Origin of the sequence: Streptomyces sp. NPDC048506 (assembly GCF_040651315.1) — a bacterium.
Lineage (GTDB): Bacteria > Actinomycetota > Actinomycetes > Streptomycetales > Streptomycetaceae > Streptomyces.
The window spans coordinates 17,678-41,372 of sequence record NZ_JBEZIX010000011.1 but is presented as its reverse complement, the minus strand read 5'-3'; the positions used below and the strand labels follow the sequence as shown (position 1 = coordinate 41,372).

The following is a 23,695-nucleotide window of genomic DNA, read 5'->3' as shown; positions in this document are numbered from 1 at the left end:
ACACTTGGGCTATCGTGCGAAAGAGCCAGGGCGTGCCCGATGAATCAGCCTCTGCACGCGCGCACCATCGCATCTCAGGGAGACGGTCGCATGGTCGATCAGTCCATTTCTTCTGGTTCTTCTGGTTCGTCTGGTTCCGCTGCTTCTTCTGGTTCGCCTGGGGCTTCGGATTCTGCCGGCTCCGCTGGTTCCTCCGGCGCTGCCGGTGCGTCGGGCCGGCGCGGCTCCGCCGCGGCCCACGAGCACATCACCATCAGCTACGCGGGCTTCGCCCGTCCGTGGGCCGCATGGATCTCCCACCAGCTGGAGCAGCAGGGCCACGGCACGACCCTGCTGCGCTGGGACCCGCAGGTGGACACCGCGCTGGCCGAGGAGCTGTCGGGACTGCTGGAGGCCGAGGGCCGGCTGCTGATGGTGCTGGACGACTGGTACTTCCGGCTGGGCCCCAAGACACCCGAGGAGTGGACGGCCGCGCTGCGGGAGGTGGTGCCCCCGCACTCCGACCGGTTCGCCGCGGTCAGCGTGGCCACCCAGAGCCTGCCGGCCACCGCCTCCCTGCTGCGCCCCACCGACCTCCGCGACCTGGACGCCCGTGAGGCCAACCGCCGGGTGTTGCAGCGGCTGGGCATCACGGCGCCGGCCCGAACCGCCGACGAGAACGCCCCCGGCGAGCCCCGTTTCCCGAACAACCCGCCCGAGATCTGGAACATCCCCCGCCGCAACAACCGCTTCACCGGCCGCGACAGCGTGCTGGAAGCGCTGCACGGCAAGCTGGCCGGCCCGGGGGTGACCTCGGGGCCCCCGATGGAGACCCGGATCGCGCTCTACGGCACCTCCGGCGTCGGCAAGAGCCAGATCGCCGCCGAGTACGCCCACCGCTTCGGCAACGACTACGACGTGGTGTGGTGGATCAGCGCCACCAACCGTGGCGCCGCCCGCGAACAGCTCGCCGAACTCGCCACCCGGCTCGGCCTCCCCGTGGGCCGCGAGCTGGGCGACCGCATCCGCGCCGTCCACGAGGCGCTGCGCATCGGCCGCCCCTACGGCCGCTGGCTGCTGATCTTCGACAGCGCCGACGACATGGAGCAGATCGAGGACCTGATCCCCGACGGCCGCGGCCACGTCCTGATCACCACGCTCACCCGGGACTGGTCGGGCTCCGGCAGCGCCCAGGAGATCGAGGTCCTGCCCTTCACCCGTGTCGAGTCCGTCGCCTACGCCCGCCGGCGCGCCCCGCGACTCACACCGGTCGAGGCCGACATGCTCTCCGAAGCCGTCCAGGACCTGCCGCTGCTGCTCGCCCAGACCGCCGCCTGGCTCGACGCCAACCCGATGTCCCCCAAGGAGTACATCGAACTGATCCGCCGCGGCGAGCCCAGCCTCGTCGGCATCCGGATCTCCTCCGACTACCCCATGGCCTTCCAGACCAGCTGGGCCATAACGCTCAACACGCTGCGCGAACGCAGCCCCGCCGCGGTCGAACTCCTCAAGCTGTTCGCGTTCTTCGCCCCGGACGCCATCCCGGTCCCGATGCTCGCCAAGGCCCGGCGCGGCGACCTGCCCGAGCACCTGGTCGACCTGGCCGCCGAGCCGATCAGCTGGAACACCGCGCTGCGCCGGCTGACCGAATCCACCGCGGTACGCCTCGACTACCAGGTCTCCCAGGACTCCGACCCGGCCGTGGAGACCGCGCAGATGCACCGGCTCTACCACCGGTTCCTGCGCAGCGACATGACCGAGGACGAGCGCGACCTGATGGCGGAGACCGCCTGCCGGGTGCTGGTCACCGCCGACCCCCAGAACCCCGCCGACACCCGCTACTGGGAGCGCTACGCCGAACTCATCCCGCACCTGGAGCCGGCCGGTGTCCTCGACAGCCCCGAGCCGGCCGTCCAGCAGCTGCTGCTCAACTGCATCGAATACCTGCGGGTGCGCGGCGAGTACCGGATCGGGCTGCGGCTGTGCGAACAGTTCATGTCCCGCTGGCGCACCCGGCTCGAACCGACCCAGCGCACCATGCTCGTGCTCACCCACCAGCACGCCAACATGCTCCGCCGGCTCGGCCGCTACCGCGAGGCCGAAGCGGTCGGCAGCGCCGTCGTCGACCAGCTCGCCGCCGAACGCGGCCCGGCCGACGCCGACCTGCTGCGCGCCCAGGACGGCCTGGCCGGCACCCTGCTCGCGCTCGGCTCCTACCAACAGGCCTACGAGCTCTTCGACGCCGTCTGGCGGGCCTACGTCGGCCTGCTCGGCCCGGAGGCGCCGCGCACCCTGTCCTCCCGGCACAACCTCGGCAACGTCTTCGCGCTGCTCGGCCGCTACGAGGAAGCACTCGTCACCCACCGCGAGGTACTGGCCTTCCGCGAGCGTGAGCTGCGCGCACGCCACCACCTCACCCTCAATGCCGGCACCGCCTACGCCCGCATGCTGCGCCTGATGGGCCGCTACCGCGACGCCACCTCCACCCAGGAGCTCAACGCCCGGCTGCACCAGCAGGTGATGGGGGCCCACACCCCCCAGACGCTGCGCGCCGAGCACAACCTCGCGCTGTGCTGGCGCCGCTCCGGAGAGGTCGCCCGGGCCGGTGACCTGCTGGCCGACGTCGTGGAGCGCTCCCGCCGGGTCCAGGGGCCGCGCCACCCGGAGACGCTGATGGTCCGTGCCGACCACGCCACCTTCCTGCGGGAGCATGGCGACCTCGGGCAGGCCCGCGACCTCGCCGAGGAGGTCGCCGAGCGCTATCAGGCGCTGGCCGGCGAGCGCCACCCGTACACCGTCGGCACCCTGGGGAACGTCGGCCTGGTCCGCGGGGAGTTCGGCGAGGTGGCGGAGGCGCTGGAGATCGCCGAGCGGGCCCTGCACGGCATGGCCGCCGTCATGGGCCCCGACCACCCCTGGACGCTGGGCTGCGCACTGAACGCCGGCGCCGCCCGCAGCCGCGCCGACGACGAGGACGGTGCGGTGGAGCTGGGCCGCGGCACCCTGGAGCGGGCCAAGGTGACGCTCGGCGACCTCCACCCGCTGACCCTCTCCGCCAAGACGGCGCTGGCCGAGGACCTGCGTGCGCTCCGCCGCCGGGGCCAGGAGGCGGCCAAGCTCGAACAGGAGGCGATCCAGCAGCTCTCCGAGACGCTGGGCGCCGAACACCCGCACACCCTGTCCGCCCGGCGCCGACGCCGCCCGTACTGGGACTTCGAACCGCAGCCCGTGTAGGCGTCCTGGACCCGGCATGCGGAAGGGCCCGCCCCCCTTACGGGGAGCGGGCCCTTCCGCTGTCACCTACCAGTTGCTCCGGCAGTCCCGACGCCTAGGCGTCGAACACCTCGGCGACCAGCTGTGCCTGCTCGGCCTGGTGGCGCTTGGCGGAGCCGACGGCCGGGGACGAGGAGTGCGGCCGCGAGATGCGGCGCAGGCGCTCGCCGTGCGGGACGTCGGCGCCGACGGCCAGGTCCAGGTGGTCGATGAGGTTGAGGGCGATGAACGGCCAGGCGCCCTGGTTCGCCGGTTCCTCCTGGGCCCACAGGTACTTCTCGGCGTTCGGGAACTTGGCGATCTCCGCCTGGAGCTCCTTGCCGGGGAGCGGGTACAGCCGCTCCAGACGCACGATCGCGGTGTCCATCGCGCCGCGCTTCTCCCGCTCGGCGACCAGGTCGTAGTAGACCTTGCCGGAGGTGAAGACGACCTTGCGGACGTCCTCGGCCTTGACCGCCGTGTCGCCGATGACGGGACGGAAGCCGCCCGAGGTGAACTCCTCCGTCTTCGACGCCGCGGCCTTCAGACGCAGCATCGACTTCGGGGTGAAGACGACCAGCGGCTTGTGGTGCGGGTTGTGCACCTGCCAGCGCAGCAGGTGGAAGTAGTTGGAGGGGAGCGTCGGCATCGCGACGGTCATGTTGTTCTGGGCGCAGATCTGGAGGAAGCGCTCGATACGGGCCGAGGAGTGGTCCGGGCCCTGGCCCTCGTAGCCGTGCGGCAGGAGGAGGGTGACGCCGGAGGTCTGGCCCCACTTCTGCTCGGCGGAGGAGATGAACTCGTCGACGACGGTCTGGGCGCCGTTGACGAAGTCACCGAACTGCGCCTCCCACATGACCAGCGCCTCCGGGCGGGCCAGCGAGTAGCCGTACTCGAAGCCCATCGCCGCGTACTCGCTGAGCAGCGAGTCGTAGACGTTGAAGCGCGCCTGGTCCTCGGAGAGGTAGAGCAGCGGGGTGTAGTCCTCGCCCGTCTGGCGGTCGATGAGGACCGCGTGGCGCTGGCCGAACGTGCCGCGGCGGGAGTCCTGGCCGGCGAGCCGGACGGGGGTGCCCTCCATCAGCAGCGAGCCGACGGCGAGGGTCTCGCCCATGCCCCAGTCGATGGTGTCGTCCTCGACCTGGGCCGCGCGGCGCTGGAGCTGCGGCAGCAGACGCGGGTGGACGGTGATGTGGTCGGGGATGTTGACCTGGGACTCGGCGATCCGCTTGACGACCTCCTGGGAGATCGCGGTGTCCACGAAGACCGGGAACTCCGCCTTGGGCTGCGGCACCTCGGGGGCGGCCGGAGCCGTCGCGGCGTCGCGGACCTCGGTGAAGACCTTCTCCAGCTGGCCCTGGAAGTCCTGGAGCGCCTGCTCCGCCTCTTCGAGGGTGATGTCACCACGGCCGATCAGCGACTCGGTGTAGAGCTTGCGCACCGAGCGCTTCTTGTCGATCAGGTCGTACATCAGCGGCTGGGTGAAGGCCGGGTTGTCCGACTCGTTGTGGCCGCGGCGGCGGTAGCAGATCAGGTCGATGACCACGTCCTTGTTGAACGCCTGGCGGAACTCGAAGGCCAGCCGGGCGACGCGGACGACGGCCTCGGGGTCGTCGCCGTTGACGTGGAAGATCGGCGCCTCGATCATGCGGGCCACGTCGGTGGCGTACATGGACGAGCGCGACGACTCCGGGGCGGCGGTGAAGCCGACCTGGTTGTTGATGACGACGTGCACCGTGCCGCCGGTGCGGTAGCCGCGCAGCTGGGACATGTTCAGCGTCTCGGCGACCACGCCCTGGCCGGCGAACGCCGCGTCACCGTGCAGCTGGATCGGCAGGACGGTGAAGTCCGTGCCGCCCTTGTTGATGATGTCCTGCTTGGCGCGCGCGACACCCTCGACGACCGGGTCCACGGCCTCCAGGTGGGAGGGGTTCGCGGTCAGCGAGACCTTGATCTGCTCGCCGTCGAGGCCGGTGAAGGTGCCCTCGGCGCCCAGGTGGTACTTCACGTCGCCGGAGCCGTGCATCGACTTCGGGTCGAGGTTGCCCTCGAACTCGCGGAAGATCTGCGCGTAGGACTTGCCGACGATGTTGGCGAGGACGTTGAGGCGGCCGCGGTGGGCCATGCCGATGACGACCTCGTCCAGGCGCGACTCGGCCGCGGAGTCGATGACCGCGTCCAGCAGCGGGATGACGGACTCGCCGCCCTCCAGCGAGAAGCGCTTCTGGCCGACGTACTTGGTCTGGAGGAACGTCTCGAACGCCTCGGCGGAGTTCAGCCGGCGCAGGATGCGCAGCTGCTCCTCGCGCTCGGGCGACTTGTGCGGGCGCTCGACGCGGTCCTGGATCCACTTGCGCTGCTTGGGGTCCTGGATGTGCATGAACTCGATGCCGGTGGTGCGGCAGTACGAGTCACGCAGCACGCCCAGGATGTCGCGCAGCTTCATCATGGACTTGCTGGCGAAGCCGCCGACCGCGAACTCGCGCTCCAGGTCCCACAGCGTGAGGCCGTGCTCGGTGATGTCGAGGTCGGGGTGCTTGCGCTGGTGGTACTCCAGCGGGTCGGTGTCGGCCATGACGTGGCCGCGGACCCGGTAGGAGTGGATCAGCTCGAAGACCCGGGCGGCCTTGGTGACGTCGTCGTCGTGCGACGCGTCGATGTCGCGCATCCAGCGGATCGGCTCGTAGGGGATCCGCAGCGACTTGAAGATCTCGTCGTAGAACTCGTTCTCGCCGAGCAGCAGCTGGTTCATGATGCGCAGGAACTCGCCGGAGGCGGCGCCCTGGATCACACGGTGGTCATAGGTGCTGGTCAGCGTCATGACCTTGGAGACGCCCATCTTGTTCAGGGCGTCCTGCGAGGTGCCCTGGAACTCGGCGGGGTAGTCCATTGCGCCGACGCCCATGATCATGGACTGGCCCGGCATCAGGCGCGGCACGGAGTGGACGGTGCCGATGCCACCCGGGTTCGTCAGCGACGCGGTGACTCCGGTGAAGTCGTCCATCGTCAGCTTGTTGTCGCGGGCCCGGCGGACGATGTCCTCGTAGGCCTGCCAGAACTCGAAGAAGGACATCGTCTCGGCCGCCTTGATGGCCGCGACGACCAGCTGGCGCTCGCCGCTGGGCTTCACCAGGTCGATGGCGAGACCGAGGTTGACGTGCTCGGGCTTGACCAGGTTCGGCTTGCCGTCCTTCACCGCGAACGAGTAGTTCATCGACGGCATGGCCTTGAGGGCCTGCACCATCGCGTACCCGATGAGGTGGGTGAAGGAGACCTTCCCACCGCGGGCGCGCTTGAGGTGGTTGTTGATGACGATGCGGTTGTCGAAGAGCAGCTTCACCGGGACCGCGCGGACGGACGTGGCCGTCGGCAGCTCCAGGGAGGCGTTCATGTTCTTCGCAACGGCGGCCGAGGGGCCGCGCAGGACGACGTACTCGGGACCGCCGGCCGGGGTCTCGCCGTTCGCCGCGGCCTTGGCGGCGGGCTTGGCGGGGGCGGCCTTGGCCGGTGCGGGCTTCGCGGGGGCCGGAGCGCTCGCGGCCGGCTGCGCCGGGGTGGCCGGCTGGGCGGCTGCGGGCTTCGCGACGGGCTGCTGGGCCGCCGGGGCCGGTGCGGCCGGCGCGGCGGGGGTCGACGGCGCCGGGGCGGCGGGGGCGGAGCCCTCCGCCGGCGCACTCGGCGCGGTGGTGCCGCCCGGCTTGTAGTCGGCGAAGAAGTCCCACCAGGCTCGGTCTACCGAGTTCGGGTCCTGGAGGTACTGCTGGTAGATCTCGTCGACGAGCCACTCATTGGGGCCGAAAGCGGCAGCAGGGCTCTTGCCCTGCCCCTCTTGATCGGCCTCGGTCGAGATGCTCGAACTGTTGGGGGACTGTAGCGACACGGCGGCAACCGCCCTCTTCCGCTTCCTAAGGTGGTGGACAGCGGGAATAAAGGCTACGCCTCTTGTGACCTTTGGTGCAGTCCGGGAGGGCTACTCGTCGCGCACGTCACATTCCCCGATGGGTTTCGGGGCATGACTTGGCGGGAAACACACGAAGTTTGCCCGCGTGCGGGTAGGACTCACCGCTGTCGCACCCACGGGGTGAGTGCTTCTACCACCGACCCTACGTCAGGTGGCGTCAGCTCCGTGCTGACTCCAGCCCCGGAAGAGTGACCCGAATCCGGCAACCACGAGGTGATTCCGCTACGCCGATCCGGCCGCCGTGCAGGTCCACCGCCCATCGGGCGATCGCCAGGCCCAGGCCGGTACCGCCGTCGGAGCCGGGTCCGGACGGCCCCGGGCCACCGCGGTTGAACCGCTCGAAGACCCGGTAGCGCTCCGACTCGGGGATGCCGGGCCCCTCGTCCTGCACCTCCAGCTCCAGGCTCTCCGGGGCCTCGCCGCGCCGTGCACGCACGGTGACCCGGCCGTGGCGCGGGCTGTGCTTGATCGCGTTGTCGATGAGATTGGCGACGACCTGGTGGAGCCGTTCGGCGTCGGCGTGCGCGGTCAGCTCCGGCGGCGAGACGTCGAGGTGGAGGTGGACGTCCGTACGGGTGTGGGCGCCGGAGGCGGCCAGCCCGGACAGCGTGGAGGCGCCCCGGCTCATATTGGCCTCCTTGAGCACCCCGGACAGGTACGGCCAGACCTCGAAGCGGCGGGCGTGCAGCGGCACCACGCCGTTGTCCAGCCGGGACAGGTCCAGGAGGTGCTCGACCAGCCGGCCCAGCCGCTCGGTCTGCCGCAGCGCGGTCCGCATCGTCTCCGGGGCGGGCTCGCAGACCCCGTCGACGACGTTCTCCAGGACGGCGCGCAGCGCGGCGATGGGGGTACGCAGCTCGTGCGAGACGTTGGCGACCAGCTCCTTGCGGTGGGTGTCCACCGCTTCCAGGTCGGCCGCCATCCGGTTGAAGGCCTCCGCCAGGTCGCCGAACTCGTCGCGGCGACCCGAGCGCACCCGGCGGCTGTAGTCACCGTGCGCCATGGCGCGGGTGACGTCCGTCATCTCGCCGAGCGGGGCGGTCAGGCTGTTCGCCACGAACTGGGTGATCAGCAGCGAGGCGATGATCGAGAAGATCGTGATCACCCGCAGCTCGGTGGCCGAGTGCATGGCGACGAACACCAGCAGTGTGGTGATGATCACCGAGACGCTGACCAGCGCGCCCAGCGCGGCCTTGACGGAGCGGTACGGGTCCAGGGGCCGCAGCGCGTCCCAGGTCCGCTGCCACAGGCTCCGCACCGGAGTGCGCCACCAGCTGCGCGCCGGTGGCTGGCACCACTGCCGTACCGGCAGCCGCCAGAAGCGCCGGGACGGGCGCGCCGATCGCCGCACGGGGAGGCGCCCCGGGGTCATGCGGGCGGGGTCTCCAGGGCGTAGCCGACGCCGTGGACCGTGCGGATGCGCTCGGCGCCGATCTTGCGTCGCAGGGCCTTGATGTGGCTGTCGACCGTACGGGTGCCGGAGGCGTCCGCCCAGTCCCACACCTCGGCCAGCAGCTGCTCGCGGGAGAGCACCGCGCGCGGGGTGTTCGCCAGGCAGACCAGCAGGTCGAACTCGGTCGGTGTCAGATGGACGTCGGCGCCGCGCACCCGGACCCGGCGCTGGGCGTGGTCGATCTCCAGCTCGCCGAGGCGCAGGATGCCGCTGCGCGGGGTGTGCGCGGCCAGCGCGGCGCGCTCGACCCGGCGCAGCAGGACGTGCACCCGGGCGGCCAGCTCCCGCATGGAGAACGGCTTGGTCATGTAGTCGTCGGCGCCTACGCCGAGGCCGACCAGCATGTCGGTCTCGTCGTCCCGGGCGGTGAGCATCATGACCGGCACCGGGCGCTGGGCCTGGACCCGGCGGCAGACCTCCAGGCCGTCGAAGCCCGGCAACATGACGTCGAGGACCAGCAGATCGGGTTGCCAGGCCTCGGCGGTGTCCACCGCGGCGGGGCCGTCGGTGGCGGTCTGGACCTGGAAGCCCTCGGCGCGCAGTCGGACCGCGATCGCGTCGACGATCGTCGGGTCGTCCTCCACGACCAGTACCCGGCGCTGGGCGCCCGGCGTGGCAGCGGCGGCGCCGCCCTGCGTTGTCTGAGTCTGGTCCATCGCCCGCCCCTGCATTGCCCCTGCGTGGTCGCGTCTTGCTGGGCAGCAGCGTACGGGCATGGTGCGACTGTCGGCTACGCACCCTTCCGCGCGAGGTGCACCACGTCGGGGACGCCTCGGACAACGGGGATCTCTTCCGTCCGTACCCCGGTGAACCCGGCATTTCGCAGCGCTTCCTCGAACGCCGTCGAGGGCTGTGCGGACCAGACGGCGAGCACTCCGCCGGGGGTCAGCCGGTCGCGGCAGGCGGCGAGCCCGGCGGGGGAGTAGAGGCTGTCGTTGTCCTCGGTGACGGTCCAGTCGGGGCCGTTGTCGATGTCCAGGCACAGGGCGTCATAGGCGTCCCGTCCCGCCCCGGTGTGCAGGTGCGCGACCAGGTCGGTGTGCAGGATCTCGCAGCGCGGGTCGGCCAGTGCCCGCGCGGAGACGGCCGCCAGTGGACCGGTGCGGTGCCAGTCGATGACCGCTGCCTCGCGCTCGACGACCGCGATACGGCCCCAGCGCGGCTGCTCGGCCGCCCGGGCCAGGGAGAAGCCGACGCCCAGGCCGCCGATCAGCACCGCGGGCCGCTCGCGCCCGGCGGGCAGCTCGGCCAGCGCGGCGTCGACCAGCAGCCGTTCGGAGCGGCCGTCGGAGGTGTCCATCAGGAAGCAGCCGTTGGCGATGATCTCGTAGACCACGGGCTCCGCGGGGCCGTCGAAGGCGCCGTCGCCGGCGGCCGTCGAGCTTCCGCCGCGTTGCCGTAGCACCACCTCTCCGTAGGGGCCCTCGCGCCGGTCGATGGTGTGCGGGGCCGGTGCGGGGGCGGTGGTTGCCGGAAGCGGATTCACGGGAGCCATGGCGCCATGGTGGCCAATCCGGGCGGCGCCGGTCCAACCCGTTTCGGGGCGCGCGGAGACGTGCGGCGGACGGCCGGCGTCGCGACGCGACGGCCGTCGTGATCGTTGCCTCACGTGATGCATATCACTCGCACAGGTTCTTCATGGGTTGAGCAGGCAGGCTGGTCCGCGACGTTGTGCAGGGCAAGGGCCATCGCGCACGGCGGAGGACCCGGGTGCGGTTCGCCGGACGAGCCGCCGTGAAGGGACGAAGGGACGGTGCGTCGGACCGTGAGCGGGCTGGGAACCACCGGGGGGACGCAGGCGGAACGGGCGCCGGGCGAGCGCACGCCGGGCCGGGGCGCCGGGCCGGCCGACCCCCCGGCCCTCCTTCCGGGCGTTCCCCGACAGCGGCCGGCCCGGGAGGCGGTGGCCCGCGCCGAAGCGGCGGAGCCGCAACCGGAGCGGGAGCCGCAGCCGGAGTCGCAGCTGGAGCGGGAGTCGCAGCCGGAGCCCGCGCCGGGCCCGGCGCGGCCGCGGCCCTGGCGGCTGCTCCCCACCCCCACCGGCACCCCGTTCACCTTCGGCTACGCGGCCCTGCTCGCGGCCACCTCGCTCTTCGCCGAGCACGCCGATCCGGGGCTGGTCTCCGAGCTGTTGCGGGGCTCCAGTACGGACGTGGTCCACCTCGCGCAGGCCCCGCTGCTGGTGCTCGTCGCCAGTGCGCTGTGGATCGCCGGCGGGTTGACCTCCTTCTACGCCGTGGCCTTCCTGTTCGTGCTGACGGCGCTGGAGCGGCGGGTCGGCGGACTGCGCACCGCCGCGGTGTTCTTCGGGGGCCACGCGCTGGCCACCCTCGCCACCGAGGTCCCGGTGGCCTTCTCGGTCGCCGCCGGCCAGTTGCCGGAGAGCTCCCTGCACCGCCTGGACTACGGCATCAGCTTCGGCGTGATGACCTGCACCGGAGCCCTCGCGGGGGTGCTGCCCGCCTGGTCGCGCTGGCCCCTGTTGGCCGGCGTCGGCTACCTGGCCCTCACCGACCTGGTCGCCTACGCAGACCCGATGACCGACTGGGGCCATCTGCTCTCGCTCACCCTGGGCATCGCCGCCTGGCCCCTGCTGCGCCATTGGCGGGCCGGCCGAAGTGGCCCCCCGCCGCTCCTCGGCGACCTGAGGCATCCGGGGCTGCGCGGGGTGCGCACGCACTGAGGCCGGCGGACGGGCCGAGAGCGGCGGACGGGCCGAGAGCGGCGGACCGAGGCCGGTGGACGGTCCGAGGCCAGTGGACGGTCCGAGGCCGGTGGACGGACCGCCCGCGGGCGCGGCGGACGGCCCTGCGGGGTGCGGCGGACGGCCCGAGCGCGGCGGGCGCGCGGTCCCGGCTCGCGGTCGGCGGCGTTGCCAGGCGTAGGGCCTCGGCTCACGGCCGGACGGTCGACCGGTACGCCTGGGCGATGGCGTAGGCGCAGCCGCCCAACAGCGCCACGCCGGACAGCACACCGCTGACGAACGGAACCCAGGCCACGGCCCGGGTCCCCGCCATACCGAGCCCGATCACCCCCAGCGCGGTGAGCGCCGCGCCGGGGACGGCGATGCTGCGCCGCTGCCAGACCGCCGTCAGCGCCAGGAAGTGCAGGCCGACGATCAGCGCGATCCAGGCCACGGTGGTCTCCGTGGGCGCGCCCGCGCCGCGCAGTGCGAGGTTGCCGCCGATCAGCAGCAGCACCTCGGCCGCGACGACGAAGCCGAACTTCCCGCCGAACCAGGCGGGGCGGGAGGCCTCGTCGCCCTCCGGAGCGGGACCGCCGCGGCGCCCGGCCAGCACCGCCAGCGCCAGCAGCCCGGCGAAGGTGAGCACCGCGAGCACCCGCAGGGTGATCCCGATCGCGGGGTTCAGCGGATCGTGTGCGTTGGCGACGACGAAGACCGTCCCGAAGAGTGCACCGATGAAGACACCGGACATCCGCTGCAACATGCCGTGAACGTAGCAGCCCTGACGGGGCGTGAGAGCGGAGGCGGCCGGTGCGACATCACCCCTGAGGGGTGTTCCTCAGCCGAGCCACATCAGCACCGCGTCCCCCTCCGCCGCGGCCGCGCGGAAGAACGCCCGGAGCAGCTCGTAGTAGTCGGCTACGTAGTCCAGGGACGCGCCCCGCTCCCACACGAGCGTCGGGTACACCGCCGCCTCGGCGAGGTCCTCCGGTCCGACGCCCTCGGTCAGATCGGCGGCGGATATCTCCGCGAGCGCCCCGGCGGCGGTGTGGACCTGCTCGGGGGTGAGGTAACGGGGCGGTCCGTAGCCCCAGTCCTCGGCGTCCGGAACGGACTGCTCGCCGTGCACGACGTCGACCGGGAGCGCCGCGCGGCGCAACAGGAACCCGAGCGCGTCCCAGGCCTTGTCGACGTCCAGACAGCGCGCCCGGGCGGGCTCCACCGGCTGCCCGGCCTCCGCCTCCATCCACCCGACGACCAGCTTCAGCGCCCACTCGGGATCGCCGATCGCACGGGCGAGTTCGGCCGGTGTGACACGTGCGTACTCTCCGATCATGCTCATGGTCCCGAGGCTAGGGGCGACCACTGACAACGTCGGGCGGCCACTGACGACGCCGGGTGGCCGGCGGGGCCTCGGGGAACGGCCCGGCCGCCGGCGGGCGGCCCCGGCGATCGGAACCGGCCGGCCCCGGGGCCGTCGCACGGCCTGGGAGAATGGATGCCCCTTCCGGACGCCGCCCCCTGCGGCGTCCGCCGGCCGCAGGAGTACCCGCACCATGTCCGCAGACCGCACGACCGACCGCCCGCAATCGATTCCGGACAGCGCCGGGCCGGACGTGAGCGGGCCGGACGTGAGCGGGCTCGGCCTGGAGTCCGACTGCGGCAGCTGCTTCGGACTGTGCTGTGTCGCGCTGCCGTTCGCCGCCTCGGCGGACTTCGCGCTGGACAAGGAGGCGGGCCGGCCCTGTCCGAACCTGAAGACCGACTTCCGCTGCGGTATCCACACCGACCTGCGCCGACGCGGCTTCTCCGGCTGTACGGTCTTCGACTGCTTCGGCGCCGGGCAGAAGGTCTCCCAGGTCACCTTCGGCGGACGGGACTGGCGGCAGGCCCCGGGCACCGCCCGGCAGATGTTCGACGTCTTCCCCGTCATGCGGCAGCTGCACGAACTCCTCTGGTACCTGGCGGAGGCGCTGACCCTGTCGGACCCCGGTGCGCGCAACGGCTCCGCGGGAGCGGCCGGTGCCGCGCTGCCCGCCGCGCTCCGCGCCGACCTGCGCGCCGCCCTGGAGACGACCGAGCGCCTCACCCGCGGCAGCGCCGAGGAGATCGCGGCGCTCGACGTGCCGGCCCACCGGGCCGAGGTCAACGCGCTGCTCCTGCGCACCAGTGAACTCGTGCGGGCCGGGGTCGCCGGCCGGAAGAACCGGAAGAAGGAGCGGCGCGGCGCCGACCTCATGGGAGCCCGCCTGAAGGACGCCGACCTCCAGGGCGCCAACCTGCGCGGGGCGTACCTGATCGCCGCCGACCTCCGGGGCGCCGACCTGCGCCGGGCGGACCTCATCGGCGCCGATCTGCGGGACGCCGACCTCCGGGGCGCCGACCTCACCGGCGCGATCTTCCTCACCCAGTCCCAGCTCAACGCCGCCAAGGGGGACGCCGCCACCAAGCTGCCGCCGGCGCTGACCCGCCCCGCGCACTGGTGAACGGTGGCCGGCGCCCACGCGGTCCGGCGGGCCGCGCCGCCGCCGCCCGGCCCGTACGTCCCTGATCACCCGTAACACACCTGATCGCCAGTAACACCCCTGGCCGCCCGTAACGTCCCTGATCGTCCGTAGCCTCCCCGATCGCTCACAGCGAACGCACGCCCGGGAACATCTCCCCGCCCCGCTGCATTGAGTCAGAAAAGCTCAACTTGCTTGCCGAAGGGGAGATCATGGCTTCGACGTCCACATCGCTCACTCTGCCGGTGCTGCCCCTCGATGACGAGGTCGTGCTCCCCGGCATGGTGGTGCCCCTGGACCTGTCCGACGCGGACGTCCGCGCCGCGGTGGAGGCCGCGCAGGCCGCCGCCTCATCGGGTAACAAGCCGCGGGTGCTGCTTGTGCCCCGCGTCGACGGCAGCTACCCGGCCGTCGGCACGCTCGGCCGGATCGAACAGGTCGGCCGGCTGTCCGACGGCGACCCCGGGGCGCTGATCCGGGGCCTGGGCCGGGTGCGGATCGGCTCCGGCACGACGGGGCCCGGCGCCGCCCTGTGGGTGGAGGGCACGACCGTCGAGGAGCGGGTCCCCACCGGACCCGACGGCACGGGCCTGCCCGGCGCGGTCGCCGAACTCGTCACGGAGTACAAGGCGTTGGCCACGAGCTGGCTGCGCAAGCGGGGCGCCTGGCAGGTCGTCGACCGCGTCCAGCAGATCGAGGACGTGGCGGCCCTCGCCGACAACTCCGGCTACTCGCCGTTCCTGACCACCGAACAGAAGGTGCGGCTGCTGGAGACCGTCGACCCGGTCGCCCGGCTGAAGTTCGCCACCGAGGCGCTCCGTGAGCACCTCGCCGAGCAGGACGTCGCCGAGTCCATCGCCAAGGACGTCCAGGAGGGCGTCGACAAGCAGCAGCGGGAGTTCCTGCTGCGCCGGCAACTGGAGGCGGTGCGCAAGGAACTCGCCCAGCTGAACGGCGATCCGGAGGACGAGGGCGACGACTACCGCGCCCGCGTCGAGGCCGCCGATCTGCCCGAGGACGTCCGCAAGGCGGCCCTGAAGGAGGTCGACAAGCTGGAGCGGGCGAGCGACCAGAGCCCGGAGGGGGCCTGGATCCGCACCTGGCTGGACACCGTCCTCGAACTCCCGTGGAACGAACGCACTGATGACAGCGCTTCCGCCCACGACATCGCCGGCGCCAAGCGGGTCCTGGACGCCGACCACGCCGGTCTGGAGGACGTCAAGGAGCGGATCACCGAGTACCTGGCCGTCCGCAAGCGGCGGACCGAGCGCGGCCTCGGCCTCATCGGCGGGCGCCGCGGCGGCGCGGTGCTCGCGCTCGTCGGGCCGCCCGGGGTGGGCAAGACCTCACTGGGCGAGTCCGTCGCCCGCGCCATGGGCCGGAAGTTCGTCCGGGTCGCGCTGGGCGGCGTCCGCGACGAGGCGGAGATCCGCGGACACCGGCGGACGTACGTCGGGGCGCTGCCCGGTCGGATCGTCCGCGCCATCAAGGAAGCCGGCTCGATGAACCCGGTGGTGCTGCTCGACGAGATAGACAAGGTGGGCTCCGACTACCGGGGCGACCCGGCCGCCGCCCTCCTGGAGGTCCTCGACCCGGCGCAGAACCACACCTTCCGCGACCACTACCTGGAGGTCGAACTCGACCTCAGCGACGTGGTCTTCCTTGCCACCGCCAACGTCCTGGAGGCCATCCCCGAGCCGCTGCTCGACCGGATGGAGCTGATCCGGCTCGACGGGTACACCGAGGACGAGAAGGTTGTCATCGCCCGGGACCACTTGCTGCCGCGCCAGTTGGAGCGGGCCGGCCTGGAGCCCGGCGAGGTGGTCCTCGAGGACGCCGCGCTGCGCAAGCTGGCCGGCGAGTACACCCGCGAGGCCGGCGTACGGAACCTGGAGCGCGCGGTCGCCCGGCTGCTGCGCAAGGTCGCGGCACAGCACGAACTCGGCGAGCAGGAGCTGCCGTTCACGGTCGGCGCGGACCAGCTGCGCCCGCTGATCGGGCGGCCGCACCACACCCCCGAGTCGGCGCAGGACCCGGCCGAGCGGCGGACGGCCGTGCCCGGCGTGGTCACCGGCCTCGCGGTCACCGGCGCCGGCGGCGACGTCCTCTACGTGGAGGCCTCGCTCGCCGATCCGGAGACCGGTGCGTCCGGCCTACAGCTGACCGGCCAGCTCGGCGACGTGATGAAGGAGTCCGCGCACATCGCGCTGTCGTTCCTGCGCTCGCACGGCGCGGAGCTGGAGCTGCCGGTCGGCGACCTGAAGGACCGCGGAGTGCATCTGCACGTCCCGGCGGGCGCGGTCCCCAAGGACGGGCCGAGCGCGGGCATCACGATGACGACGGCACTGGCCTCGCTGCTGTCGGGCCGGCAGGTCCGGCCGGACGTGGCGATGACCGGTGAGGTCTCGCTGACCGGGCGGGTGCTGCCGATCGGCGGCGTCAAGCAGAAGCTGCTGGCGGCACACCGGGCCGGCGTCACCACGGTGATCATCCCCAAGCGCAACGAGCCGGACCTGGACGACGTCCCGGCCGAGATCCTGGACGCCCTGGAGGTCCACCCGGTCGCGGACGTCCGGCAGGTGCTGGAGCTGGCGCTGACCCCGGCGTCGAACGGGGCGGCACCGGAGGTCCCCGTCGCGGCGTGAGGGACGCGCGGGGAAACGGGACGGGCTCCTGCCGTGCACCTGGTGCCGGCAGGAGCCCTCTCGTGCGTACGGCCGGGCGTGGGAGGGGCCGTACGCCGCGGACCGGCGCCGGTGGCGCGCCGTCAGTGCCGGGCCGGCCATCGGGACCGACCGGCTGCTCGGCCGCTCAGCCGCTGAGCCGCTGAGCCGACCGGCCGCTCAGCCGTTCGCCAGCGCCTGGAGCCGGTCGTAGGCCCCGTTGAAGCGGTTGTGGTCGCCGACCGTCGGGCCGGTCGAGGTGTACTGCCAGATGGTGTGGAAGCCCCAGCCGGCCGGGAGTTCACCGACCGAGGAGCCGTACCGCGGAACCCACAACGGGTTGATCGCGCCGAAGGCGGACGAATTGCCCGTGCACTGCTTCCACCAGCCGGTGGAGGTGTAGACGACCGCGTCCCGGCCGGTGCGCGCCTTGTAGGTGGCGAACCAGTCCTTCATCCAGTTGACCAGTCCGGCCGCGCTCAGCCCGTAGCAGGTCGCGCCGTAGGGGTTGTACTCCATGTCCAGTGCCCCGGGCAGCGTCTTTCCGTCCTTGGACCAGCCGCCGCCGTGGTCGACGAAGTAGTTGGCCTGGGCGGCGCCGCTGGAGGTGTCGGGCGTGGCGAAGTGGTACGCGCCGCGGATCATGCCGACGTTGTAGGAGCCGTTGTACTGCTGCGCGAAGTACGGGTTGGTGTAGCTGGTGGACTCCGTCGCCTTGACGTAGGCGAAGCGGGCGCCGCTGTTCCAGAGCGTCGACCAGGCGACGTTGCCGTTGTGGCTGCTGACGTCCACGCCCTCGACGGACGCCGCGAGCGAGCCCGCGGGCGGTGTCGCGCCGCCCGCGGTGCCCTCGTGCTTGGCGATCTGGGAACCGGCCCAGTCCTGTCCGGGGTGGGTGGGCTCCGGTGCGCGCCGGCCGGCCGCGGCGTCGGCGGTGCCGGGCAGACCGAGGAGGAGGGCGAGGACCGCGAGGAGGGCCCCGGCCGTGGTGGCCGCGAAGGAGCGTGCGGGGCGGTGGGGGAAGCCGGATCTGAGCACGGGCATACGTGTCTCCGGAGATCTCGGTGGGTGACCTGAGGGGGGCTGAGCTGAGGGGGATTTCCTGGGGGGCTGACCTGAGGGGCCTGAGCTGAGGGGGCTTGCCTGAGGGGATGGTCCGGCGTCAAGGCGCAGGCGTGCTGACACGGAGGTGCGCGGTGCATGACGCGCGGCAGAACCTTCGGCGTCCGACCGGACTGCTTGGTGTGGTCATGCCAGAAATGACGATACGCGCGTAGACCTGCGGGGCAAAGGGGGGCGGTGTGCTGCCGTTGGTCTAATCCTGCGAAATACTGGCCGAGCTGCGACTTCGACCGCCCAGGGCGGAAACTTTCAGACGAGGGAAAGCGGGAATGGGCGCTGACGTGCACAACACCGGAGCCGACGGTACGGCGGCGGAGGGGGCGCCGGCTGGTGTGGACCACGTATTCCTCGCCCTGGAACGGGAGTTGGCGGTCTTCCTCCGCCGGGCCCGGGCCTCGTCCGGCGAGTTGGCCCGCGAGGTCCACCCCGACCTGGAGCCGTCCGCCTACGGGCTCCTGCTCCGGCTGGCCGACGCCGGTGCACAGCGCGCCACCGACCTCGCCGGCTTCTTCGGCGTCGGCAAGGCCACGATGAGCCGTCAGCTGCACGCCTTGGAGCGGCTGGGGCTGGTCGCCCGCGAGCCGGACCCGGCCGACGGCCGCGCCGTCCTCGTTCGCATCACGGACGAAGGTCGCGCCCGCTTCACCCGCGTCCGCAACGGCCGCCGCGCCCAGTACGCCCGCCGCCTGGCCTCCTGGGACCGCGACGAAGTGGCCGAACTGGCGCGGCTGCTGCACCGGCTGAATGCGGAGCAAGAAGGCGAAGAGGCGTAATAAGAGGCATAAGAAGGGGAAGCGCGAAGGGAGAACGTCCGGCCTGACGGTGGTCTGGCCGGCGTCACTGTGGTCTGACCGGTGTCACGGTGGTCGGGCCGCCGCGCCGGTGGTCGGGCCGGCGTGGTGAAAACTGCTCACGGCACGACAAAAATCACCGCCGCGTCGTCCCGTCCCTTCCCGCGCGGATGGGCCGTGGCCTCTGGATCCGCCGCCTCCGCCGCCCGGACCCGGTCGATGAGGGACTGGGGCCCCTGTGCGGCCACCAGCCCGACGCAGTCCGCCCAGGAGCCCTCCCGGAAGACCTCGACCCAGCGGGCGGCGCCGTCGGTGAGCGCGGTCAGCGAGCGGATCCCGGAGCGCGGCAGGCTCCCGGTGACCGCGCGGGCGGCCACGGCCGGGTCGGCGGCCGCGGTGAAGAAGCCGCCCTCGGCGTTGCGCAGCGCCTCGACCGCGCGGCCGTACTCCCGGGCCGCGGCGGCCCGTTCCGCCGAGCCGCGGGGGAGTGCCCGTACGGCGGCGCGCCGCTCCTGTACCGCGGGCGGCAGGTGGTCCAGGCGCGGGTCCAGCACCGGGTGCACCGAACCGTCCGCCCGTTCCAGCAAGAGGACCGAATCGGACAGGACGAGGTACTCGACGGTCTCCGTGGACCACCGGGCGGCGACCACAGTTGCCTGCGGAGTGCGGACGTGAGAAAGGTCACAGGTGGCGCGGTGGGCGGCGGCCGTCCGGGAGATGGCGGCGTCGAGGACCTCAGCGAGCGTCATATCCCGGAGTGAAACCGACAGTTCGAGCATTGCGCCGCCGAGCCGCGCGGTGAACCACGGCACCGTATGGCGGCAGCCGTAGTCCTCGGCGGGCGGTGTCACGCCGTCGAGCAGGACCAACGCTCCGCCCTGGCCGGAGGCCGGCAGGGCTACCGATGCGTAGTCCTCGTTGGGGCGTTGGGGGTCACCGGGCTCGGTGGCGAGTTCGATGCGCATGGCCGCAAGTCTGCCGGAGGCCGCGGATTTCGCCCGCCGACCGGGCACATCCGGCGGTGTGGGCGTACGGCCAGGTCAGCGGCGTGCGCTGAGGGCGGACCGGTGGCCCGGCGCGGTGCGGGCGCGCATCCTTCCAGGAGCAGGACGCATCTCCAAACCCGTCCGGGCGCCGGGCCGGGTTGCCGCGGAAATCGGTGGCGCGCGGAAGTTGATGGTCAAACTCCGATTGATGTTCACTCGTTCAGGTGGCCAGGCATGTGTTGCCGGGCCACTGCGCGGCGCCGGTGGAATGGTCATTGCCCGTTCATGGGGTGGGGCCAGGATGTCCGTCGCGACGCGTAGAGCCGGACTGTTTACCCTCGCGGACGTGTCTGCTGCTGCGGTGTTTGCGCAGGTCCGCCCCGCGAGCGGAGAGCGAGCCGGGTCCGCGACGCCATCTGGCGTGGGCAGGCGAGACAGGAATGCGAGCAGCGGTGCGGAAGATGCGGCTTCGGGGCGGCGCAGGGAAGCCGGGTTCACCGGCCGGTTCGGTCTCGGGACCCGGTAAGGGCTCGGGTCCGGACAGGAGCGCGGGGACGACGGTCGGCGGGAACGCCGCCGGACGGCGTCCCGCACGGGTGCGCAACCGGCTGGTCGGGGCGGTGGCCGTGGTCGCCGTCGCGGTCCTCGGTGCCGGCGCCCCCGGCCTCTTCAGCACGGCCGACAACGCCAACGACAGCCAGCAACTGGTCGATCTCGCCGAGCTCAACGCCCGCGCGATAGCCCTGGCGCACTCCCTCGCCGACGAGCGCGACGGGATGACCGCGCTCGCCGCCGCCGGCCGCGGCAGCGATACCGGCGCGCGGGCCGGCGCCGGGAAGGGCACCGCGACGGGCGGCGCGAAGGGCGGCGGCACCGGCACCACGACCGCAAACCCCGGAGCCAAGGGCACCAGAGCCAACGGCGCCAGAACCAACGGCGCCAGAGCCAACGGCACCGTGGCCAACGGGACCAGCAGTGGCACCGGGGCGGGCGGCCCGGGCGGCACCGCCACCGGAGCCGGCGGCGCGGGGCCCAACGCCACCCGGGCCGACGGCGCGGCCGTCGACGCCGCCGCCACCGGCGACGCCGCGGCCTCGTCGGCCCAGCGCGCCCGGGTGGACCGGCAGATCGGCGAGCTGCGCTCCGAGGCCCAGGACGCCTCCGGCGACACCGCCGTCTACGCGGCCGCCGCCAAGCTCCTCGGCACACTGCCGCAAACCCGTCAGAAGGCGCTGTCCGGGGCCGAATCGGCAGAATCCGTCTACACCGCCTACACCGAGATCATCCAGGCGCTCGGTGCGATCAGCGACGACATCGCCCGTGGACTGCCGGCCCGCGCGGACTCCGCGGACGCCGACACCCGTGCGCTGCCCGCCCTCGGCCGCGCCACCGAACAGGCCGCCGGCACCCGCGCCCTGCTGATCGCCGGCCTCGACGCGGGCGGCAGCCAGCCCGGGCTGACCCGCCTCGCCCAGATCGCCCACACCCGCGCACAGGGCGCACTGGGCGACTTCCGGCAGGCCGCGGGCCAGGGCGCCCGCGACCGCTACGACCGCACGGTCAACGGCTCGGACGTCGACACCGCCGAGCGCTACCTGATCCGGCTGACCGACCAGCCCCGGCTGGACGCCGCCGACCTCCGACTGAGCCGGCAGCGGGTGCAGAGCACCCTCACCGCCCGCATCGGGCTGATGCGGGGCGTGGAATCCGCGATGGCCACCGCCGACGCCGAACGGCTCGGCGGACTGCGCGACGACGACGTGACCGAGCTGGAGATCCGCATCGGTCTGGAGGGACTCTGCCTGCTGCTCGCCGTCGGCGCCGGCATCTGGGCCGCCCGCACCCTGACCCAGCCGCTGGCGGCGCTGCGGCTCGGTGCCAAGCGGCTGGCCGACGACCCTGCCAACGAGGAGCCCCTCTCCTACAAGGGCCGCAACGACGAGTTCGCCGCCGCCGTACGGTCCGTCAACGCCCTGCACGCCCAGGTGGGCGAGCTGGCCCGGCGCACCGCCGAACTGGAGGGCGAGCGCAAGCGGCTGGTCGGCGGCCGGCAGCGGCTGGTCGCCGAGCGCGAGGTGCTCCAGGAGCAGGGCAAGGAGCTCAAGGAGCAGGTCGCCGACCTCACCGAGCGGCTGGCCGCCGCGCACACCGGCGTCCACGGCAGGTTCGTCAACCTCTCGCTGCGCACCCTCGGACTCGTGGAGCGGCAGCTCGCGGTCATCGAGTCGCTGGAGGAGGGCGAGCACGACCCCGAGCGGCTGGCGACCCTCTTCAAGCTGGACCACTTCGCCGCCCGGATGCGCCGCAACAGCGAGAACCTGCTGGTCCTGGCGGGCGCGGAGCAGCACAGCACCAACCATCAGGGTCCGGTACCGCTGTTGGACGTGTTGCGTGCCTCGATCAGTGAGATCGAGCGCTACGACCGCGTGCGCGTCACGTCGCTGCCGCCGCACTCCCAGGTCGCCGGGTTCGCCGCGGACGACCTCAGCCACCTGGTCGCCGAACTCCTGGAGAACGCCACCGCGTTCTCGCCGCCGGACGCCCATGTCGAGCTGTCCGGCTGGCTGCTGGAGAGCGGCGAGGTGATGCTCTCGGTGCAGGACGAGGGCATCGGGATGACCGCGGAGCGGCTGGCCGAGCTCAACGAGCGGCTGTCGGACGCCGAGGCCGCCTCGTCCTCCGAGGACATCGACGAGGCGCTGGGGCTGGGCCTGTACGTGGTGGTGCGGTTGGCCGCGCGGCACGGTGTCCGGGTGGAGCTGCGGGACGCCAAGCAGGGCGGCGTCACCGCCGTCGTGGTGCTGCCCGGCTCGATCATGCCGACCCGTCCGGCCCCGTCGTCCTCGCACACCGCGCCGCAGGGCGTGGCGCACACCCCCGCGCTGCCCGGCTCGGTCGCCGAGGCGAACTCCAACGCGCTGCCCACGCGGGTGCAACGAGTCGATCCGGTGGCCTCCGCGGACGCCGATGAGGCCGCGGGGACCAAGACCCCGGCCCGGAGCGCCGGCCCGGACTCCGCCGAGGACTCCACCCCGCGATCCGCCGAGGACACCGGCGAGGAATCCGCCCAGGCCGCCACCGAGGAACCCACCGGTGACGCCACCGGTGACGCCACCGAGGAACCCACCGAGGAACCCATCAAGGAACCCGCCGGTGACGCCACGGAGGAGCCCGACCACGACTCCGGCAAGGACGCCGAGGCGGAGACCGGCGAGGACGCCGACCCGTTGGTGGCGGCCGCCGAGCGGGCCATCGATGCGGCCGGGCTCGGCCCCGACGGCAGCGGCGAACACACCCGGAGCGCGGACGACGTGAGCCCGGCCGCCGTCCCGGCGCCCGAGAGCACGGACACCGGCGCGTCGGACCCCTACGCCATCGGCCCGGACCAGCACACCCGCCCCGGGGCCGAGGCGGCGCCCACCGGAGCCGACGCCCCGCCGGCCGACGCACCGGCCGACGCCCTGGACACCGCCCCGGACACCGCACAGCACTCCGCCGCGCCCGAGGAGAAGCGGCGGACCGCACTGGGCCTGCCCAAGCGCACGCCCAAGGTCGTGGCGCAGCAACCGGCGCCCGTCGCCGCGCGCAAGAGCGGTGCGGCGGGCGCGGAGGCGCTGCGCCGCCGCCTCGGCGGCTTCCAGCAGGGGGCGCGAGACGGCCGCCGCGAGGTCGAGACCGAGATCGCGGAACGTACGGCGGAGCAGACCATCCCACAGACGGACACCGACGGAGCGGGGGCCCCGGGACAGAGCCACGTTGGCGAGGAGGCACGCGATTGATGGCGCAAGCGCCCACGGACCACGAACAAGGAGGGCCGAGCAGTCAGGCGCGGAATCTGCACTGGCTGCTGACGAACCTGGTCGACGAGGTGCCCGGCATCTGCTCGGTGGCGGTGGTCTCGTCCGACGGCCTGATGCTGCTCAGCTCCGACCCGGGCTTGGCGGACGCCGCGGCACGGCCGGGCGACGGTGACGGCCCCCGGGGCTCCAGCGCCGACCTGGCCACCATCGTCTCCGGACTCGGCAGCCTGACCCAGGGCGCCGCGACGCTGATGGACGGCGGCGCCGTCAAGCAGACGATGATCACGATGGACCAGGGCAGCGTGTTCGTGATGTCGATCAGCGACGGCTCGCTCCTCGGCGTGCACGCCACCCCGGACTGCGACATGAACGTCATCGCCTACCACATGGCGATGTTCGTCGGCCGGGCCGGCCATGTCCTCACCCCCGAACTCCGCAGCGAGCTGCGCAAGTCGATGGAGAGCGTCCAGTGAGCGAACGTAGCGAGCGAACCCGCGC

The 23,695-nt window shown here is 72.6% G+C and carries 15 protein-coding genes; 7 read left to right on the top strand and 8 right to left on the bottom strand.

The window, feature by feature from the left end:
- The first annotated feature begins 90 nt into the window (after positions 1-90).
- Entirely contained in the window at positions 91-3,213 is a 3,123-nt protein-coding gene (gene fxsT / locus AB0C96_RS11075) for an FxSxx-COOH system tetratricopeptide repeat protein (protein ID WP_362915963.1), read from the top strand.
- Between the two features lie 94 nt (positions 3,214-3,307).
- Here the strand turns inward: fxsT and AB0C96_RS11070 are convergent, their stop codons facing one another.
- From AB0C96_RS11070 to AB0C96_RS11055, 4 genes are all read right to left on the bottom strand, one after another.
- Positions 3,308-7,111: a multifunctional oxoglutarate decarboxylase/oxoglutarate dehydrogenase thiamine pyrophosphate-binding subunit/dihydrolipoyllysine-residue succinyltransferase subunit gene (locus AB0C96_RS11070; RefSeq protein WP_362915962.1), complete on the bottom strand. Its 3,804-nt coding sequence runs from the start codon at positions 7,109-7,111 to the stop codon at positions 3,308-3,310.
- A gap of 238 nt (positions 7,112-7,349) precedes the next feature.
- Positions 7,350-8,564, bottom strand: coding sequence for a HAMP domain-containing sensor histidine kinase (locus tag AB0C96_RS11065; RefSeq protein ID WP_362915960.1), 1,215 nt, complete (start codon positions 8,562-8,564; stop codon positions 7,350-7,352).
- Positions 8,561-9,301 (bottom strand): response regulator transcription factor, encoded by a 741-nt coding sequence (locus tag AB0C96_RS11060; protein WP_362915958.1) that lies wholly within the window; start codon positions 9,299-9,301, stop codon positions 8,561-8,563. Before AB0C96_RS11060 ends, AB0C96_RS11065 begins: the two co-directional genes overlap by 4 nt.
- A gap of 74 nt (positions 9,302-9,375) precedes the next feature.
- Positions 9,376-10,140, bottom strand: coding sequence for a spermidine synthase (locus AB0C96_RS11055; protein ID WP_362915956.1), 765 nt, complete (start codon positions 10,138-10,140; stop codon positions 9,376-9,378).
- 279 nt (positions 10,141-10,419) lie between these two features.
- On the opposite strand from AB0C96_RS11055, the gene AB0C96_RS11050 reads away from it, so the two are divergent.
- A complete protein-coding gene (locus AB0C96_RS11050; RefSeq protein WP_362916179.1) occupies positions 10,420-11,328 on the top strand; it encodes a rhomboid-like protein in 909 nt (302 codons plus the stop codon).
- Between the two features lie 211 nt (positions 11,329-11,539).
- Here AB0C96_RS11050 and AB0C96_RS11045 read toward each other — a convergent pair whose 3' ends face one another.
- Both AB0C96_RS11045 and AB0C96_RS11040 read right to left on the bottom strand, forming a co-directional pair.
- Positions 11,540-12,094: a hypothetical protein gene (locus AB0C96_RS11045; protein ID WP_362915954.1), complete on the bottom strand. Its 555-nt coding sequence runs from the start codon at positions 12,092-12,094 to the stop codon at positions 11,540-11,542.
- A gap of 75 nt (positions 12,095-12,169) precedes the next feature.
- Positions 12,170-12,673 carry a YfbM family protein gene (locus tag AB0C96_RS11040; RefSeq protein ID WP_362915952.1) on the bottom strand — a complete coding sequence of 168 codons (504 nt, stop codon included), beginning with the start codon at positions 12,671-12,673 and terminating at the stop codon, positions 12,170-12,172.
- Positions 12,674-12,887: 214 nt separating this feature from the next.
- On the opposite strand from AB0C96_RS11040, the gene AB0C96_RS11035 reads away from it, so the two are divergent.
- On the top strand, positions 12,888-13,817 hold the full coding sequence (locus AB0C96_RS11035) for a pentapeptide repeat-containing protein (protein ID WP_362915950.1): 930 nt from the start codon (positions 12,888-12,890) through the stop codon (positions 13,815-13,817).
- A 230-nt stretch (positions 13,818-14,047) separates the two neighbouring features.
- Positions 14,048-16,480 carry an endopeptidase La gene (gene lon, locus AB0C96_RS11030; RefSeq protein ID WP_362915949.1) on the top strand — a complete coding sequence of 811 codons (2,433 nt, stop codon included), beginning with the start codon at positions 14,048-14,050 and terminating at the stop codon, positions 16,478-16,480.
- A gap of 198 nt (positions 16,481-16,678) precedes the next feature.
- Here the strand turns inward: lon and AB0C96_RS11025 are convergent, their stop codons facing one another.
- Positions 16,679-17,542, bottom strand: coding sequence for a lysozyme (locus AB0C96_RS11025; RefSeq protein ID WP_362915947.1), 864 nt, complete (start codon positions 17,540-17,542; stop codon positions 16,679-16,681).
- A gap of 347 nt (positions 17,543-17,889) precedes the next feature.
- On the opposite strand from AB0C96_RS11025, the gene AB0C96_RS11020 reads away from it, so the two are divergent.
- Positions 17,890-18,393, top strand: coding sequence for a MarR family transcriptional regulator (locus AB0C96_RS11020; protein ID WP_362915945.1), 504 nt, complete (start codon positions 17,890-17,892; stop codon positions 18,391-18,393).
- 137 nt (positions 18,394-18,530) lie between these two features.
- Here AB0C96_RS11020 and AB0C96_RS11015 read toward each other — a convergent pair whose 3' ends face one another.
- Positions 18,531-19,376, bottom strand: a complete 846-nt coding sequence (locus AB0C96_RS11015) for a hypothetical protein (protein ID WP_362915943.1) — start codon at positions 19,374-19,376, stop codon at positions 18,531-18,533.
- A gap of 617 nt (positions 19,377-19,993) precedes the next feature.
- Here AB0C96_RS11015 and AB0C96_RS11010 point away from each other — a divergent pair.
- A complete protein-coding gene (locus AB0C96_RS11010) occupies positions 19,994-23,176 on the top strand; it encodes a nitrate- and nitrite sensing domain-containing protein (RefSeq protein WP_362915941.1) in 3,183 nt (1,060 codons plus the stop codon).
- Positions 23,176-23,670: a roadblock/LC7 domain-containing protein gene (locus tag AB0C96_RS11005; protein WP_362915939.1), complete on the top strand. Its 495-nt coding sequence runs from the start codon at positions 23,176-23,178 to the stop codon at positions 23,668-23,670. Before AB0C96_RS11010 ends, AB0C96_RS11005 begins: the two co-directional genes overlap by 1 nt.
- Positions 23,671-23,695 lie beyond the last annotated feature (25 nt).

Bases quoted from the DNA above. Each gene is read 5' to 3' on its own strand.
- AB0C96_RS11005 (WP_362915939.1), top strand. From the start codon at position 23,176: ATGGCGCAAGCGCCCACGGACCACGAACAAGGAGGGCCGAGCAGTCAG.
- fxsT (WP_362915963.1), top strand. From the start codon at position 91: ATGGTCGATCAGTCCATTTCTTCTGGTTCTTCTGGTTCGTCTGGTTCC.
- AB0C96_RS11025 (WP_362915947.1), bottom strand. From the start codon at position 17,542: ATGCCCGTGCTCAGATCCGGCTTCCCCCACCGCCCCGCACGCTCCTTC.
- AB0C96_RS11055 (WP_362915956.1), bottom strand. From the start codon at position 10,140: ATGGCTCCCGTGAATCCGCTTCCGGCAACCACCGCCCCCGCACCGGCC.
- AB0C96_RS11045 (WP_362915954.1), bottom strand. From the start codon at position 12,094: ATGTTGCAGCGGATGTCCGGTGTCTTCATCGGTGCACTCTTCGGGACG.
- AB0C96_RS11060 (WP_362915958.1), bottom strand. From the start codon at position 9,301: ATGGACCAGACTCAGACAACGCAGGGCGGCGCCGCCGCTGCCACGCCG.
- lon (WP_362915949.1), top strand. From the start codon at position 14,048: ATGGCTTCGACGTCCACATCGCTCACTCTGCCGGTGCTGCCCCTCGAT.
- AB0C96_RS11035 (WP_362915950.1), top strand. From the start codon at position 12,888: ATGTCCGCAGACCGCACGACCGACCGCCCGCAATCGATTCCGGACAGC.
- AB0C96_RS11020 (WP_362915945.1), top strand. From the start codon at position 17,890: ATGGGCGCTGACGTGCACAACACCGGAGCCGACGGTACGGCGGCGGAG.
- AB0C96_RS11065 (WP_362915960.1), bottom strand. From the start codon at position 8,564: ATGACCCCGGGGCGCCTCCCCGTGCGGCGATCGGCGCGCCCGTCCCGG.
- AB0C96_RS11015 (WP_362915943.1), bottom strand. From the start codon at position 19,376: ATGCGCATCGAACTCGCCACCGAGCCCGGTGACCCCCAACGCCCCAAC.
- AB0C96_RS11040 (WP_362915952.1), bottom strand. From the start codon at position 12,673: ATGAGCATGATCGGAGAGTACGCACGTGTCACACCGGCCGAACTCGCC.